Annotated in this window: 13 protein-coding genes; 3 read left to right on the forward strand and 10 right to left on the reverse strand. The window is 53.5% G+C overall.

The annotated features are described in order from the left end of the window. Window positions 1–24: 24 nt before the first annotated feature. From HBA55_RS25845 to HBA55_RS25860, 4 genes are read right to left on the reverse strand one after another with little or no spacing between them, the layout of a single operon-like run. Complete coding sequence (locus HBA55_RS25845) at window positions 25–801, reverse strand: DUF1365 domain-containing protein (protein ID WP_338109459.1); 777 nt, start codon at window positions 799–801, stop codon at window positions 25–27. Continuing rightward, complete coding sequence (locus HBA55_RS25850; RefSeq protein ID WP_166997408.1) at window positions 798–2,048, reverse strand: NAD(P)/FAD-dependent oxidoreductase; 1,251 nt, start codon at window positions 2,046–2,048, stop codon at window positions 798–800. Before HBA55_RS25850 ends, HBA55_RS25845 begins: the two co-directional genes overlap by 4 nt. Next, window positions 2,045–2,839, reverse strand: a complete 795-nt coding sequence (locus HBA55_RS25855; protein WP_166997410.1) for an SDR family NAD(P)-dependent oxidoreductase — start codon at window positions 2,837–2,839, stop codon at window positions 2,045–2,047. The genes HBA55_RS25850 and HBA55_RS25855 overlap by 4 nt, the downstream gene beginning before the upstream one ends. A 13-nt stretch (window positions 2,840–2,852) precedes the next feature. Then, window positions 2,853–3,344, reverse strand: a complete 492-nt coding sequence (locus HBA55_RS25860) for a nuclear transport factor 2 family protein (protein ID WP_206019974.1) — start codon at window positions 3,342–3,344, stop codon at window positions 2,853–2,855. Between the two features lie 109 nt (window positions 3,345–3,453). Here HBA55_RS25860 and HBA55_RS25865 point away from each other — a divergent pair, with 109 nt between their 5' ends. Both HBA55_RS25865 and HBA55_RS25870 read left to right on the forward strand, forming a co-directional pair. Beyond that, window positions 3,454–4,038: a sigma-70 family RNA polymerase sigma factor gene (locus tag HBA55_RS25865; protein ID WP_166997412.1), complete on the forward strand. Its 585-nt coding sequence runs from the start codon at window positions 3,454–3,456 to the stop codon at window positions 4,036–4,038. Next, window positions 4,035–4,703 (forward strand): ChrR family anti-sigma-E factor, encoded by a 669-nt coding sequence (locus tag HBA55_RS25870; RefSeq protein ID WP_166997414.1) that lies wholly within the window; start codon window positions 4,035–4,037, stop codon window positions 4,701–4,703. Before HBA55_RS25865 ends, HBA55_RS25870 begins: the two co-directional genes overlap by 4 nt. 39 nt (window positions 4,704–4,742) lie before the next feature. Here the strand turns inward: HBA55_RS25870 and HBA55_RS25875 are convergent, their stop codons facing one another. The 5 genes from HBA55_RS25875 to HBA55_RS25895 all read right to left on the reverse strand — a co-directional run bounded on the left by HBA55_RS25875 (window position 4,743) and on the right by HBA55_RS25895 (window position 12,416). Then, on the reverse strand, window positions 4,743–6,401 hold the full coding sequence (locus tag HBA55_RS25875; RefSeq protein WP_166997416.1) for a class I adenylate-forming enzyme family protein: 1,659 nt from the start codon (window positions 6,399–6,401) through the stop codon (window positions 4,743–4,745). 11 nt (window positions 6,402–6,412) lie between these two features. After that, window positions 6,413–8,653 (reverse strand): TonB-dependent receptor, encoded by a 2,241-nt coding sequence (locus HBA55_RS25880; RefSeq protein WP_166997418.1) that lies wholly within the window; start codon window positions 8,651–8,653, stop codon window positions 6,413–6,415. Window positions 8,654–8,808: 155 nt separating this feature from the next. Beyond that, a complete protein-coding gene (locus tag HBA55_RS25885; RefSeq protein WP_166997421.1) occupies window positions 8,809–9,453 on the reverse strand; it encodes a hypothetical protein in 645 nt (214 codons plus the stop codon). Window positions 9,454–9,458: 5 nt separating this feature from the next. Continuing rightward, window positions 9,459–11,081, reverse strand: coding sequence for a carboxypeptidase regulatory-like domain-containing protein (locus HBA55_RS25890; RefSeq protein WP_166997423.1), 1,623 nt, complete (start codon window positions 11,079–11,081; stop codon window positions 9,459–9,461). Between the two features lie 102 nt (window positions 11,082–11,183). Beyond that, the gene (locus HBA55_RS25895) at window positions 11,184–12,416 is read right to left on the reverse strand and encodes an FAD-dependent monooxygenase (RefSeq protein WP_166997425.1); all 1,233 of its coding nucleotides are present in this window, start codon (window positions 12,414–12,416) and stop codon (window positions 11,184–11,186) included. Window positions 12,417–12,670: 254 nt separating this feature from the next. Here HBA55_RS25895 and HBA55_RS25900 point away from each other — a divergent pair, with 254 nt between their 5' ends. Then, complete coding sequence (locus HBA55_RS25900; RefSeq protein WP_166997428.1) at window positions 12,671–13,297, forward strand: TetR/AcrR family transcriptional regulator; 627 nt, start codon at window positions 12,671–12,673, stop codon at window positions 13,295–13,297. 10 nt (window positions 13,298–13,307) lie between these two features. Here HBA55_RS25900 and oxlT read toward each other — a convergent pair whose 3' ends face one another. After that, window positions 13,308–14,609, reverse strand: a complete 1,302-nt coding sequence (gene oxlT / locus HBA55_RS25905; protein WP_166997430.1) for an oxalate/formate MFS antiporter — start codon at window positions 14,607–14,609, stop codon at window positions 13,308–13,310. Between the last annotated feature and the right edge of the window lie 4 nt (window positions 14,610–14,613).

Raw genomic sequence — 14,613 nt, forward strand, 5'->3', positions numbered from 1 at the left:
GGGTCCTGTTCCTGTGGTGGGATCTTAAACGGGTTTTGATAGTCCATTGTTGGGGTAAAAAGGCACTCGTTTCAGCCACAGCCTGGCGGCGTTCCAATAGATCGCCAGCGCAATTTGCAGCGTCATCAGCGGGTAGCGCCACAGCACCCTGCGCAGTACCCTGGCCGATACTGGCTCACGCTCCAACGTCAATGTCGCATCAAACACTTTGCACTGGTGCTGCTTCGATTCTCTGTCCTGGTTCCAATTCTCGAGATGCAAGGTCAAGCGCTCGCCGGGAACATTGCTGCACCAGTGGTATTTCATATCCATCGGATGGAACGGTGACACGTGCATTACCTTGTTAAACTGTATACGTTGCAATTTCCGATCAGGCTCACATTTCAATGCATACGCGTGGCGCTCCCCCCAGGGTGTATTGGTCACTTCGGCGACGATGGCCTGCAACTGATCGCCGTGGTCGAAACAGTAGTAGCAGCTGATGGGATTGATCAGGTAGCCGAAATACCGCAGGTTTGTCAGTAGCCGTATGGCACCATCGGGACGAAATCCCAGCCGTTGCTGCACCAGATCGCGTACCGATTGGTCCAGTGGTTGATGCTTGGAACCGAGAAAGTCCTCGCGACAAAAACGGGCTGGTGCCCGGCTATTTTGTGACCAGGTTCGCGTTAAAGCAAAAACCTCGTCGGTTTCAGCAAGGTCGAGGTAGAGCATAAACACAGGGTAATTGAGCTCGTGCGAACGGGGAGAAAAACGCCGGTGGCGCACTTGCCCGTGGTAAATGGCACTGTGTTTAATCACCAGTCGGCCCCCAACTTTTGGGCCACCCGAATGCCGCTGCTGCAACCATCCTCGTGAAAACCATTGGCCCAGTAGGCGCCACAAAACCAGGTGCGATTGACCCCATTGATTTCCTCCCAACGCTCGCTGGCGGCTACCGATTCCAGACTGAAAACCGGATGACTGTAGTTGTATTTCCCGAGGATTGACTCTGGGTCGATCTGTTCACTGTCATTTAGCGTCACGCAGAACGTCTCCGCTGCTTCCAGGCCTTGAAGTATGTTCATATTGTAGGTCAAGACCGCACTCTGCTGGTTTTGTTCGCGTATTCGATAATTCCAGCTGGCCCATGCCCTGCGTCGCGCCGGCAGATGGCGCGCGTCGGTGTGTAACACCACCTCATTGCGCTGGTACGGCATGGCGCCCAATACTGAGCGTTCCCCGGCACTGGGATCGCAGAGCAATGCCAGTGCCTGATCACTGTGGCAAGCCAATACCACTTGATCAAAACTCTGTCTGTCGCCGTTTTTAAATACCAGTTCCACCGAATTCGGGAAGCGCTCAACACGCTCGATAACACTGCCGGTTTCAATTTGATTGGAAAAACCCTGAGTCAGCGGTTTCAGATAACTTTTGGAGCCTCCCTTGATCACCCGCCACTGTGGCCGATTGTTGACACTCAGCAGGCCGTGATTTCGGAAAAACCGCACGAAAAACTGCAGTGGAAAATTCATCATCGTATCCGTGGAGGCGGACCAGATGGCACTCCCCATAGGCACAAGATATTTCTCCGCGAATGCCCGGCCATAACCCTTTTCGCCAAGATACTGCCCCAGACTGGTGCCCGGACCGATCACACCGTTATCGAGGTCTTCCACGGCCTCACGATTGAAGCGGATGATGTCCCGAAGCATATTCCAGAACTTGGGGCGTAAGAGATTGCTCCTTTGCGCGAACAAGGTGTTCAAATTACTGCCGCTGTATTCCAGTCCACTCAGCTCACAACTGACACTGAAACTCATTTCGGTGGGCTGTGATTCCACCTGCAGCTTATCAAGCAAGCGAATGAAATTGGGGTAGGTCCAATCATTGAAAACGATAAATCCGGTGTCGATATCATAGTTCTGCCCGTACAGATTGACCCGCTTTGTGGCGGTGTGCCCGCCGATCTCATCAGCCGCTTCGAACACCGTAATCTCAGCTGTGTCCTGCAGCAAGTAAGCGCAGGTCAAACCGGAAATACCTGCACCAATGATGGCAACTTTCATACTTGAGTCCTTGCTCGTTGTTGTTCTTCCTGTGCACGACTCAATCGAGGTGCAATATAACGGTACCACAGACCGGGCATTTTTTGCCCCAGGCTGATCATCCAACTCAGCCTTCTGGGAAAACGAATCAATCGGGGCCGCTGTGACAACTGCCGCAACAATTGATCCGCCGCCGCTTCAGCAGACATTAAGAACGGCATGGGAAAATCGTTGTCTGCGGTCATGGGGGTATCCACAAAGCCCAACTGCACCACGGTCACATCAATACCCTTCGAGTGTAAATCCACTCCCAGGGATTCCAGCAGATAGGTCAACGCAGCCTTGGATGCACCATAAGCCTGGGCCCGAGGAAACGGAACACGGCTTGCCTGAGAGGCCATCGCGACAATGTGGCCGTTGGCGCCCATCAAAGGCAGAGCTGCGGCAATGCTGTTCACTGCACCGAAGTAATTGACGGACATGACCCGCTCCATCATCTGCCAGTCAGGCCGGTCAACATCAAAGTATTCACAACACCCGGCACTGAGAATGATACGATCAAGCCGCGGCGTCAGTTGCGCAAGCCGCCTGCAGGCGTTTTCTTTTGCGCCCGGTGCGGCGACATCCACAGCCAGAGGGATTAACCCCTCATGCTCAGACGCCATATCCTCCAGAGCCTGCCGGTTGCGAGCACTGATGATCACTCGATGACCCAAGTTCGCCAATTTGATGGCCAGATGTCTGCCGATGCCGCTGCTGGCACCGGTAATCCAGATATGCTCGCAATGTGTTTGTCGCCGCTGGTTGGCCATTATGCTTTCTCCCTCATGCCACTGTCAGGCGGCGCTTCAACCAGCGCGTCACAGCACCGACCAGTGGCACTTTTTCGTACAGCATCTCGCCCATGTCATAGACATCCTCGTGGTAAAACACCCGCTCTCGAAATTGAATATGGGTCATGCCCCGCACACGGTGAGTGGCCTCGCCAAAAGAGGGATGCACAAAATGCATGTCCCATTTGATATAGGCGGTATCGTCAAATACCAGTTGGTCCAGATATTCGAATCGGCCAAATGTCAGCCGTTGGCACTGGTGCTCCATATACGCCATCAGCTCCGCGCAACTGTTGAGTTGATGGACCGGGTCACGAAAGATCAGATCATCGGTATATACCCGCGAGAATTCCCCCATAGGGAGCTGGGTAAGGTCCAGATAGAGTCCTTTGAATTGGTTGATCAGGGGTGGCACCGGGTCCTCCTGCCGTGTTTCTGTCCGCAATACGCTGTCCATGCACTTGAATACGGTCCCGGCGGTCATCGAGATCATCATGTCATTGAATTTTTTGTGAAATTCAGGTGATCCGAATGCCTGGTTGCGACGTAGCCATCATTAACCGCTAGAATACGGATACAGTGAAATTGCCAATATGAGCGCCGTGAACGCCATCATCGACGTTAAGGAATTACAGCAGCTGATCGAGCTGGTGGCCCGTGACCGGGACCAGCAGGCCTTCAGCCAGCTGTTTGAGCACTACGCACCCCTGATCCGCGCCTACAGTCTCGCGCGAGAGCCTGGTGCCTATCTGGTGGCCGACGAATTGGTACAGGAGGTGCTGGTAAAACTGTGGAACAAGGCCCACCTGTACAACAGCGCCAAGGCCAATGCCAACACCTGGATATTTACCCTGGCGAGGAACTGCCGCATCGATTACCTGCGTCGCAATGGCCGCTACGCCACTGAAGTTGACCCCGAAGATCTCTACGACAGCCTCGAGGACGACAGCGCTGATCCGTTCGAAGCCACACAGCAGAAAAAGACCGCACAAAAGGTACGTGAAGGTTTGAAACAATTACCCGTTGAACAATCCCAGGTACTGGCCAAGGTCTATTTGGAGGGCAAAACCCAACAGGAAACCGCCGGTGAGTTAAACCTGCCTCTGGGCACGGTCAAATCCCGTGTGCGCCTGGCCCTGCAAAAGCTGGAAATTCTGATTCGGGGGTATGGCCAATGATTCAGCACCACCCCAGCATTGACCGTCTGATCGCATTCTCCGCCGGCAGCCTGCCCCTGAGCCAGTCGCTGTGCATCAGCGCCCATATCGAGCACTGCCAACAATGCCGGCAAGATATCAGGCGCCTTAATCATATTGGGTCTACACTCATAGAAGAGTTACCCCCAAGCCCTGTTCCCGATGCGCTCAAACAGGCTGTCATGGAGCGTATCAACCAGATTGGCCCCCGGAACAGCGAGGACACAGCGGCACCGCCGGGCTCCGGCGATGTACCCCGCTGCCTGCGATCGCTGCTGCCGGCGGGCCTCTATAACATTCCCTGGAAACGTCTCAGCCCCTCGATCTTTGGTGCAAAGCTCTGTACCGATGTAAATGGCAGTAAGATCGAAATGCTAAAGATCAAGGCGGGCGGCCAGGTGGCGAATCATAATCACACCGGCGAAGAGATCACCCTGGTGCTGGAGGGCAGTTTTTCGGACGCCGATGGCGTCTACCGCAAGGGGGACATTATTTTCCGTAACTGCGAAGACAAGAACCACCGCCCTATTGCCAGCCAGAATGCCGATTGCATCTGCCTGACGGCGGTGGAAGCGCCGATTCAGTTCACAGGGTTCTTTGCGCGCTTGCTCAACCCCCTGATACGACGCAGCCACTATTCGAGCTGAATATTGCCCATCAATAGTGGCTGCAGCAGAAGCATTGCGCTATGCGCGCAGCGCTTTTTTGTCGATTTTCCCAACTGCGGTCAATGGAATCTGATCGATAAAGTGGATTTCTTTGGGCACCTTATAGGGTGCCATATTGGCCTTGCAGTAATCGGTAATGATTGACTTCAGGTCTTCCTCCGACAGGCGGGCGAAATCCGGATTGCGCTCAACATACAGGGTGACGATTTCATTGCCGGGACGCTTCGGATCAGACTTGCCGATAACTGCCGACATCGCCACTTGGGGTAGCGATTGCAGTTTGTCTTCAATCTCCACCGAGAACACCTTGTAACCACCCACGATCAACATATCCTTGGCGCGGTCACAGAGGTACAGATAGCCTTCCTCATCCAGAAACCCGATATCCCCCGTGCGCAGCCAGGTCTTGCCATCAATCTCACGCAAGCTGTTGGCGGTCTCCCTGGGCAGGTGCAGATAGCCCTTCATGATCTGCGGCCCGCAGGCCAGAATTTCCCCCGCTTCGCCCGTCGGCATGGTTTTTTCAACATCTTCTGTATCGACGATGCGCACTTCCGAACCCGGCACCGGAATACCCACCGAGCCGGGTTTGTACCTTTTCGGCGGATGCATGACATAAGCAGGACTGCTCTCCGTCATGCCAAACAGATCTGACAACTTTTGTTCGCCGATAACGGCCACCAGGTCTTCAACAGTCTGGGCGGGAAGCGGAGCTGCTCCGGTATAAGCCACTCTCAGACGGGTAAAGTCCACCTGATGGAAAGCCGGCGTCTTTAACAGCATGTCGTACAGCGCCGGTACCGCAGCGATAACGGTGGGGGGATGCGTCAACATCTGACGACAGAAAAATTCAGTGTCCCTCGGATCAGGAATCAACAACATGGTTGCCGCCGCTCGAGCGGAGTACAACACCATCGCCAGACCGGCAACATGAAACATCGGGAAGGCGCAGGCAACCACCTCCTCGCCCAGGGTCCAGGGCTCTGCCACGGCTGCCTGTGCGGGGTTGTGCATAAGGTTGCGTATACTCAACTCGGTGCCCTTGGGCTTGCCCGTGGTTCCCCCGGTGTACTGGATCATAAAGGTGTCGTTCCAGTGCACCGCCACCTGCTGATGGGTTTGTGGTTGCGCGTGGACCAGATCAAGGTAAGACACCGTATCCACTCCTGCGATGGCGGGCAGTTCCGGCGTCGCCTCCACAACCAAATCCGTTGCGGAACAGGCTACCAGCACCTTCAGACATTGAGGCAGTTGCTCCCGAGCCGAGTAGAGGTTGACAAAGTCAGTCAGGGTCAGCATCACCTTGATGTTGGCGTTGTCTATTTGAAACTCGATCTCTGAAGGTGTCAGCAACGGCGAGACGCCGGATCCAATGCAGCCCAGCTTACTGATGGCGGCCAGTGCGATCGGGTAGTGAGCGATATTGGGCAGATGAATGCCCACCACATCCCCTTTCTTGAGCCCGAGACTGGCCAATCCATTGGCAAGCTTATTGGCATGGCGTTCATAGTCCCGAAAGCTGATTTGGATATCACCAAACTGCATCGCCATGGAATCGCCACGTTCACGTGCATGGCAAGCAATCTGCTCACCCAGCGTGCGGTCGTCGAACTCCGGTGTTTCGATGCCCAACTCCCTGTAGGATGAAAGATGTGGCAAATGAGGTGTCTGATTCATTGTAATACTCACTACATTGCAAACTTGACCTGGATGGCCAGGGTTCTTGGAGCGCCGGTAAAGGCAAAGAAAGCACCGTTCTGAAAACCTGCGTCGCTGGCGAAGGTAAAGTACTCTTCATCAGTCAGGTTTTTTCCGAGCAGGGCCACTTCCCACCCGGCGTTCGCAGCACTCAATGCCAGGCGCGCATTCACCAACGTATAGGCATCCTGAAGTGAACGCTCATCGCGATCCGCGGCCAGATAATGTTCATCGGAGTAGCTAAAATCGATATGACTGTGTAAGTTCAATTCGTCGCTCAGCGACCACAGGTGATCGAATGCCAGGTTGGCGCTCCACTCAGGCGCCTGCGACAGCGTCTCACCACCCAGGTCCTGGGTACACAGGGGATTACCTCCCGACTGGGCGGCGGTACAGGTGGCATTGTCAAATTCATCGTAGGTCGCGTCCAGATAAGCCAGCGAACCACTCACCGTCAGGGATTCTGTCAAGCGAACCACGCCGTCCACTTCCAGCCCTTGGCTGATCGCCTTCGCGGCGTTACCCACCACAAAACTCACACCATCATAGCTACTGACCTGCAGATCGTCGTATTCCGTACGGAACAGGGCAAAATTCAGAGTCGCACGCCCATTCAACAGGGTCGTTTTGCCCCCGACCTCCAGTGCCAGCGCCTCCTCCTCATCAAAATCAAATGTGGTTGGAATTCCGCCGTGCTCGCCAACATCATCACCAGTGGTGCCGTTTTCGCTGAATCCGCCGGACTTGAAGGCTTTGCTCAAGCTGGCATAAAGCATAACGTCACTATTCAAGTCATACTGAAACTTAAGGGAAGGCGAAACATTTTCGCTGCTTCGATCACCGTTGATTTCGTGACTATAGGCACCGGCAAAATTGAGCGGAAAGATGATCGCCGGATTAGCGGTTGGCGTCTTGGTCATATACTCTGTGAGAACCAATGAGCGCTCACCGTCTTTCTCCTCTTTGGTATAACGCACTCCCAGCGTCCAGTGCATATCGTCGGCAGGATGCCAGCTTAAAGAACCGAAGGCCGCATAAGTGGTAGAGTCTTGGAGAAAATGACTGTTAAATCCGCCATTAACAGGGGCCAGACCAAAAACACGATCCGTCTCAAACTCACTGTTCTGATAATAGAGACCCACAATGTAATCAAATTTCCCTCCCACATCCGAGGTTAAACGAAATTCCTGGCTGGTCTGCTCAAACTCCTGATTCAGGGTGACACTGACAACAGTGGCAGGAGAGAAATCCGCATCGAAGACATCGTCCGCCGAATAGGTTGAATAGGCAGAGATAGATGTCAGCTGGTGAGATCCCCATTGATAGTTGACGTTCAGAGTATAACTTTCACTGTCCACTTCCATGGTCTCAGCATCAGATGTGGAGCGTTGGTATTCGTGCAAGGCAAAATCAGGATCAACGAGCTGGTAAAGGGGCATAAAGGGTCCGGCGTCAATCAACCGATTCGATCTGCCACTGGTTTCAGTGCTCGCACTTTCGTACTTGAAATACACATCCAGGTCGGCGGTGGGCATCCACAAGAGACTCGCGCGGCCGGCCAGGGCGTCGGTACCCATCTCATCGGTGTCCTGGAAAGTATTGTCCATAAAGCCGTCGGTTTCGTTGTATCTCAGTGCGATGCGGCCGGACAACTCTTCTGCCAGCGGTCCGGAGATAACCGCTTCGGTTGATCGGCCGCCGTAATTGAATTCATAGTCGTGCTTCAGACTGGCTTCAAGATCCTCTGTCGGTCTGGCCGAGGTAATCGTAATCGAACCCGCAATCGTGTTCTTGCCATACAGGGTGCCCTGCGGACCTCTCAAAACCTCGACAGAGCCGACGTCCAGAAATGGAGCCTGGAACTGACGGGCCTTGCCCGCGTAGACGCCATCAATAAACATGCCGACTGACTGCTCAAAGCCCACGTTCTCACCAGACCCCAGGCCCCGGATATAAATGCCATGTTCGGTGGGTCCTTCATGGATCTTCAGATTGGGGACATAGGCCGACATGTTTTCCAGATTTTCGATGCCTGAATTTGCGATATTGTCGCCACTGACAGCACTTACGGAAACAGGGACCTCCTGCAGGCTCTGCTCTCGTTTTTGTGCAGTAACGATAACCTCCTCGAGCACGAAACCGGTATCTGCATAAGCCGAAACACCAGTTGCCAGGGATACCGCAAACGCCAGGGTTGTTTTTTGAATGGTTTTGGAATTTATGATTTTCATTTGACTTTCCGCATTAGACACACCCTGAAAGGGCTCTTTGGATTTGATTATTGTTTTACCCAGTGACACGACTCCACGGCTTTTTCATTTTGTCGTATCTTGAAAATTACCAATAAATGAGACTATCGTCAATTTTGACCTTATCACCATTTATTCTAAGTAGGCTTTTTGCTAAGACCGGCAAAATACCTGTTGGAAACGGTGATAATCCCGCTGCACACAATCACCAGCCACACGACGGCATGGCTGCCATACTTAACGCCGTCCAGTATCGGCAGCAAGAATCGGAGTGCCGATAACAACCCGCTTTGCTCTGGAAAATTGAGCATATAAACAGGCATAAGGGCATTGGCGAGTAACACCGAAATAAAATAAACGCTGACAAGAACGGTCAACCCGCGTCTGACTCTCTCGTAGGGCACGATAGAGCGCCCGACATTCAGCATAAACCCGGCAAAAGCCGGAGGCGCAAGAGTATCCAGGCCCAGCTGAAAGACGGCGTATCTCCACCGCCCCTGCTCTCCCAGCGCGATCGCGAAATCGTCGATATGGGACGCGTTGTATCCAATATGTCCATCCAGCGTCGCTACGCCGCCTGCCAATTGGGTCAGCGCGCTGACCTCGGCGGCAACGGCTGGAACAGCGATATACGCAGCTGGTAAAGTTGCGAGCAAGAACCACCCGCTGGAACTGACTTCTACACCACTCTTCGTGTACAGCAGATAGAAAATAACGACAGACCAGGCTGCACCCAGTAGTGTTTCCGGCGAATAAAGATTCAGGTTAAAAAGTACCTCCATAGCCACTACTCCGTAACCTCGGCATCAATGCAAAACAGGCCCGCCGTAAAGTCTTCCAGCGCGGCATTGGGTATGGGACTGTTGGCGGTACAGGCGAGACCGCTGTCTGTAAAACTGAAATCGCGAGTGTAAGTGCCACGCAGAGGCAAGGGGTAGGCGATAAATTTTCCGGTATCCGGCTGCAACCGATACACGTGGTCAGTCATCACCTCATTGATCCAGACCTCCTGAGTCTGCGGGTGTATACCCAGTGCATAGGGCGCCGGCCTGAAGCCAGGCTCAAACTCGGGCATGGGGTAAATACGACTTTCCATGGTATCGGTATTGATCCGGGCGATCATGCCTTCGCTATAGCCCGTCAACCACATCTGGCCTTTGCCATCAAATCGCAATCGGCGCGGCGCCTTAACCGGTGAATCAAATTCGTGCACCTTGAGGGTCATCGGATCGACGTAACCGATTCGATCCGCATACAGGCGTGCATACCAGACCTTACCATCGTTGGGATTCACATCGATTCCGTAGGGCACTGTCGAAGCAGAAATACCTTTGGCTTTTTGCTTTGGCAAATTGATGATATTGATGTCATCCGTCTCCGGATCAATACGACCGATCTGTTGCGAACCCGCCAGGGTAAACCACACTACATTCTGCTTATCCACACGGATGGTATGTGGATAGTGGGCGGCTGCGGGCAGTTCATACTCCTTTACCCAGGCAGCCTGCTTGGCATCGAACACGCCAATGGTCACAGAGGTGGCATTGGTCACGTACCAGAGCCCGTTCTTCCCCAGGGCCAGCGAATGGGGTCCCGGTTTGTTGGAACGGCCACTATAGCCATTCCCGGCGTTAGCCAAGGGCGTTTTGGAGTACGGCTGGTCAATATACTTGGAGGTGCCGGCCGTGAGGTCGGTAACGATCATTTTGTAGCCGTGACGATCCACGGTATAAACCAGCCCATCGTCCCGACTGACCTCCGCGTCGTGAGGGAAGATAATGCCAGGCCATGCGTATTCATAGATCTTAGCGTGTTGCAGCTCGCTATCCACCTTGAATTCATGTCGGGTGGTCACGGGTTTGCCGTCGTAGCCTCTTGCCAGCAACTCAGCACGCCTGGCAATCATGGCCTCATCTCGGTTGCCCATATACCCGTGCATGCGTCGCACTGTCGGAATCCATTGTTCCGCTGTGCGGGGCCAACGGGTAAACGCGTTACCAAACTGATGACAGCCTGCGCAGTCGCGCTGAAAGTCATTGCGATGAAACTCTGCGCCTTCACCTTTATCAAACGGCAGTTTGCTGAAGTGAAATATGGCCGGCAGGCTGTCAGAAATTTCCTGCTCACCGGTCATTTTTTCGAGAGTGATCTTCTGTTCGAGCGGGTTGTTTGCTTCTAACGCCACCAGACCTTTCTGATCGCGGAAGTAGGGTGCCCTCACCCGCAGCTCCAGATTGCCGCCTTCCATTTCCGTGTGCAGCAGGAACCTTCCCTTTGTGTTGCTGTACACTGTCTCTGCGAGGTTTTTCTCTGCGTCTTTGAGGCGCACCATTGCGCCATGAATGGGTTTACCATCGTTGTCGGTTATCGTCCCCGTCAATAGCGCCGCAGACACGGAGCTGGAAACCATCAGACCAACCACCGATAAAGATAGAAACTTTATGGTTTGAAACACGACTCACCTCGCCACTGTTCACTGTGTTGACAACTGTACATATCAAAGCTGGCTCGCCTAGCCCCACCAAATCGGACCGAGCCGCTTGGAACGGCGAAGCGCCTCCGCATAACTCATGGTCGAGCTCTTTACAAAGGTCATTGCGTCCAACTTAAAAATATTCAGCGCCATGGCTCGGAGAGTGTGCCAACGGTTGGATTGATTGTGCTTTTTCCCCATCCATGCCACGGCCTGGGTTTCCGGCAACCAGCTGGCGTTGTAATCGAACAGGGCTCGTTTGATGGCGACCTTCATCTCGATACCACTTTTGCTGTGACGAATCAGTGCTTCATCGAGCACTTTTGCAGACTCCATGGCCCCGTTGATTCCCTGCCCTATGGGCGGATAGGAAATGGCGGCGTCGCCCAGGAACACCACCCTGCCAGCGTAAAGCTGGGAAGACTTGGTAATGCGGCCAATGTTCTGTGCCGGCAAATCGGCAAACGCACTCAAGGCATCGTCGCTGCTGTATTTTAAGGCGTCCGGGCAACGCTTTTTCAGGTCTTTCTTGACGGCCGCCAGAGACTCGTAGCGATGATCACAGGAATAAGGAACGGCACTGAACCACAGAGGATCGCCCTTCCCCCCCGGGCCGTTAATCGCACCGGCGACCATTAACATACTTTTGGACAGGATCTGTAAGTAACTGGCATCCAGGTTGTCCGTATTCCTGTCCATTGCCAGCATTTTAAAGTAGAAGCCAATATCTTCCCGGGTAAGCTGGTAGGCGGGCTCCTGTGCCGCTGCTTGTTCCCTGATCTTTGAGCCTCCACCATCTGCGGCCACAACCAGATCAAACGGTCCAAAGTGTTCGCTGTTCTTTTCTCCAGATTTGCAAATATCAAAACTGCCCGCGTCGACGTCTATATTCTGCAGCTGGCACTGAAAGTGAATATCAATAAGATCTGAATATCGCTCTTGGGCTATGTTGGTGAGCACACTGACGATATCCCCACGCGAAGCAATCCAACCGGACTCGTCCCAGTTTGTCACTGTTTTGCCATTCAGCTTCATTCCGTTAAAGGGAATTAGCGCCTTATCAAAGTCTTCAACGGCATCGATATAGCGAATCGCCTTAAGGCCATGTCCCGTCATATCAATAGCGTAAGAGCGGCTCGGGTTGTACTTCCGAATATTCAGAGGATTTTCCATCGCTTCGAAAATAATACTGGAGACGCCCCTGCGAGCGAGACTGATCGCAAACACAAGGCCGGCTGGGCCGCCACCGATAATAGCTACACTGGGATTCACGCTTGCACCTCAAAATTTACCTGTTTATTTAAACTTACTTATCCAAATTTACCCATCAATCAAATTTGAGATATCTCTCATTTATGGATTAATGCTACACCCGACCCGCAGAAGCTGCAAGTGAATATTTTCCCAAACTACACAAGCGCCCACTTATGAGAGATGGCTCATTATTGGATGGCAATGCACCCAACCCGGTGCTAAGATAAACCTATCTATATTTTCAAAACGTTACGTTATAACTGAGAGTTATTATGGTAGATCGGTATTTCAGCAATAAATCACTCAAACTGGGCAAACGTGAGCGAACTCGCTCCGCCCTGATTGACAGTGCAATCAAGGTCATTGCGGAAAAGGGCTTTGAAAGCGCCTCTATCAAAGAAATCACCCAGGCAGCCGGGCTCGCCAACGGTACTTTTTACAACCACTTCACCGACCGGGAGTCCCTCGCCAGCGAGGCGGCCGGCGTGGCCATCTTTGAAATCGCTCTCGAGATCAAAGAAGAAGTCAAAGACATTGAGGACGGACTGGATAAGGTCATTGTCTCCTCCGATAAAGTGGTTGATCGAACGATAAACGCGCCAACCTGGGGCAAAATCATTATCGGTGCCTGGCACCATCTGGACGATTTCCAGCAGGATGTCGCCCAGATCATGCGCAGCGATCTCAACCTGGCAAAACGACAGGGGCTCACCAGCCTGCCAATCAACAAACTGCTGGAATACCAGATCTGCTCTTTGATTGTCCTGTCGATCTCCCTGCAACTGAAAAATGGCCGTAACAAAGCCACCCGCCTGGAAACCGCGGAAGCCATTTTGCGTCTGCTGGGCATAGCACCGGCGGAAGCCAAACAAAGAGCGCAGAAGGCACTGTTTGGCTGACTGGAAGAAATTAAACCGCTGTTGCGTCTGATATTGCAGAGGCATCCCCGCCCTCCATGCCGCTGCGAACACGCATCGGCTTCAGAACAAAGATCGCCAGGCCAGCGGCCAGCAGATCGAGGCCGCTGACGATAACAAATACGGGCGTCCATGACCCTGTTGCCTCATAGATCAACCCTGCCAAGGGGCCACCAAACACGGATGCCACGGCAATGGATATCAACAAAAAGCCCAGGTTATTTGCCTGGTGCCTGGGCCCGAACATATCGGCCTGGGTCGCCGGAAACAGTGAGAAAATCTCACCCCAGCCAAGAAACACGATAGCAGTCAGAACAACAAACCACACCGGATCATGACCCCAGATCAACAGCGCGTAGATGGATAGCCCTTCCATCGCAAAAGCAAACGCCATGGTGTTTTCACGGCCCAAATGATCCGAGATCCAGCCGAACAATGGACGAGTGATGCCATTGGCAAACCGGTCGACAGTCAACGCCAACGGCAGCGCGGCAACGCCCCACACCATAACATCCGGCGTGATTCCGAATGACGGGGCGAAATGGCCCATCTGGGCGATAACCATCATGCCGCCGGTGGCCACCAGGGTCATCATCAGAAACAAGAGCCAGTAGGAAGGCGTTCGCAACATTTCCCCCGGGGTAAAACTGCGGGTAGAAACCTGGGCAACGGCAGGTGCGGCAGGCACCCAATCATGATCCCTGCGCTTGCGCATACCCAAAGCGGCAGCAACAATCACAGTCCCCACGACGATGCCACCCGCCACAAGCGTTCCAACCAACCCCTTTTCTGCCAGGGAAATCGTGATGGGGAATGTACTCATCATAGCGCCAAAACTGTAGCCCGCGGAGGTGACACCCAACGCCAGACCACGGCGATCCGGGAACCATTGCGCAGCCAGATCCATGCCCGCGATATAGACCATGCCGATTCCCACCCCACAGATAACCCCATAAGTGAGATACAGCGTCAGGAGGTTGGTGGCGAACGCGGATAAGGACCAGCCAAGCCCAACCAGCAGCCCCCCAATGGCCACATAAACCCTGACATCCATGCGCTGTAGCAGGTATCCATGTATGGGCCCCAGACCGAGCATGCAGACGCTGAAGATGGTCATGGTTATCGACAGCTCCGAAACCTTCACGTCCAGAATGTCGATAAAGGACGTCGAAAAAACCGCCCAGGTATAATGTGGGCTGGAGATCGCCAGCATCACAACCAAAGACAAGAGTAATTGCCATTGGCGCTTGCTCGCGCTTGACGTCGGAATTGTCGCGGTGTGCTTGCTCACCATGGCA

Origin of the sequence: Pseudomaricurvus alkylphenolicus (genome assembly GCF_011683955.1) — a bacterium.
In the GTDB taxonomy this organism is placed as follows: Bacteria; Pseudomonadota; Gammaproteobacteria; order Pseudomonadales; family Cellvibrionaceae; genus Pseudomaricurvus; species Pseudomaricurvus alkylphenolicus.

Coding starts and splice junctions, on each gene's coding strand:
- HBA55_RS25865 (WP_166997412.1), top strand. CDS start 3,454: ATGAGCGCCGTGAACGCCATCATCGACGTTAAGGAATTACAGCAGCTG.
- HBA55_RS25860 (WP_206019974.1), bottom strand. CDS start 3,344: ATGACCGCCGGGACCGTATTCAAGTGCATGGACAGCGTATTGCGGACA.
- HBA55_RS25850 (WP_166997408.1), bottom strand. CDS start 2,048: ATGAAAGTTGCCATCATTGGTGCAGGTATTTCCGGTTTGACCTGCGCT.
- HBA55_RS25855 (WP_166997410.1), bottom strand. CDS start 2,839: ATGGCCAACCAGCGGCGACAAACACATTGCGAGCATATCTGGATTACC.
- HBA55_RS25870 (WP_166997414.1), top strand. CDS start 4,035: ATGATTCAGCACCACCCCAGCATTGACCGTCTGATCGCATTCTCCGCC.
- oxlT (WP_166997430.1), bottom strand. CDS start 14,609: ATGGTGAGCAAGCACACCGCGACAATTCCGACGTCAAGCGCGAGCAAG.
- HBA55_RS25875 (WP_166997416.1), bottom strand. CDS start 6,401: ATGAATCAGACACCTCATTTGCCACATCTTTCATCCTACAGGGAGTTG.
- HBA55_RS25890 (WP_166997423.1), bottom strand. CDS start 11,081: ATGGTTTCCAGCTCCGTGTCTGCGGCGCTATTGACGGGGACGATAACC.
- HBA55_RS25900 (WP_166997428.1), top strand. CDS start 12,671: ATGGTAGATCGGTATTTCAGCAATAAATCACTCAAACTGGGCAAACGT.
- HBA55_RS25880 (WP_166997418.1), bottom strand. CDS start 8,653: ATGAAAATCATAAATTCCAAAACCATTCAAAAAACAACCCTGGCGTTT.
- HBA55_RS25885 (WP_166997421.1), bottom strand. CDS start 9,453: ATGGAGGTACTTTTTAACCTGAATCTTTATTCGCCGGAAACACTACTG.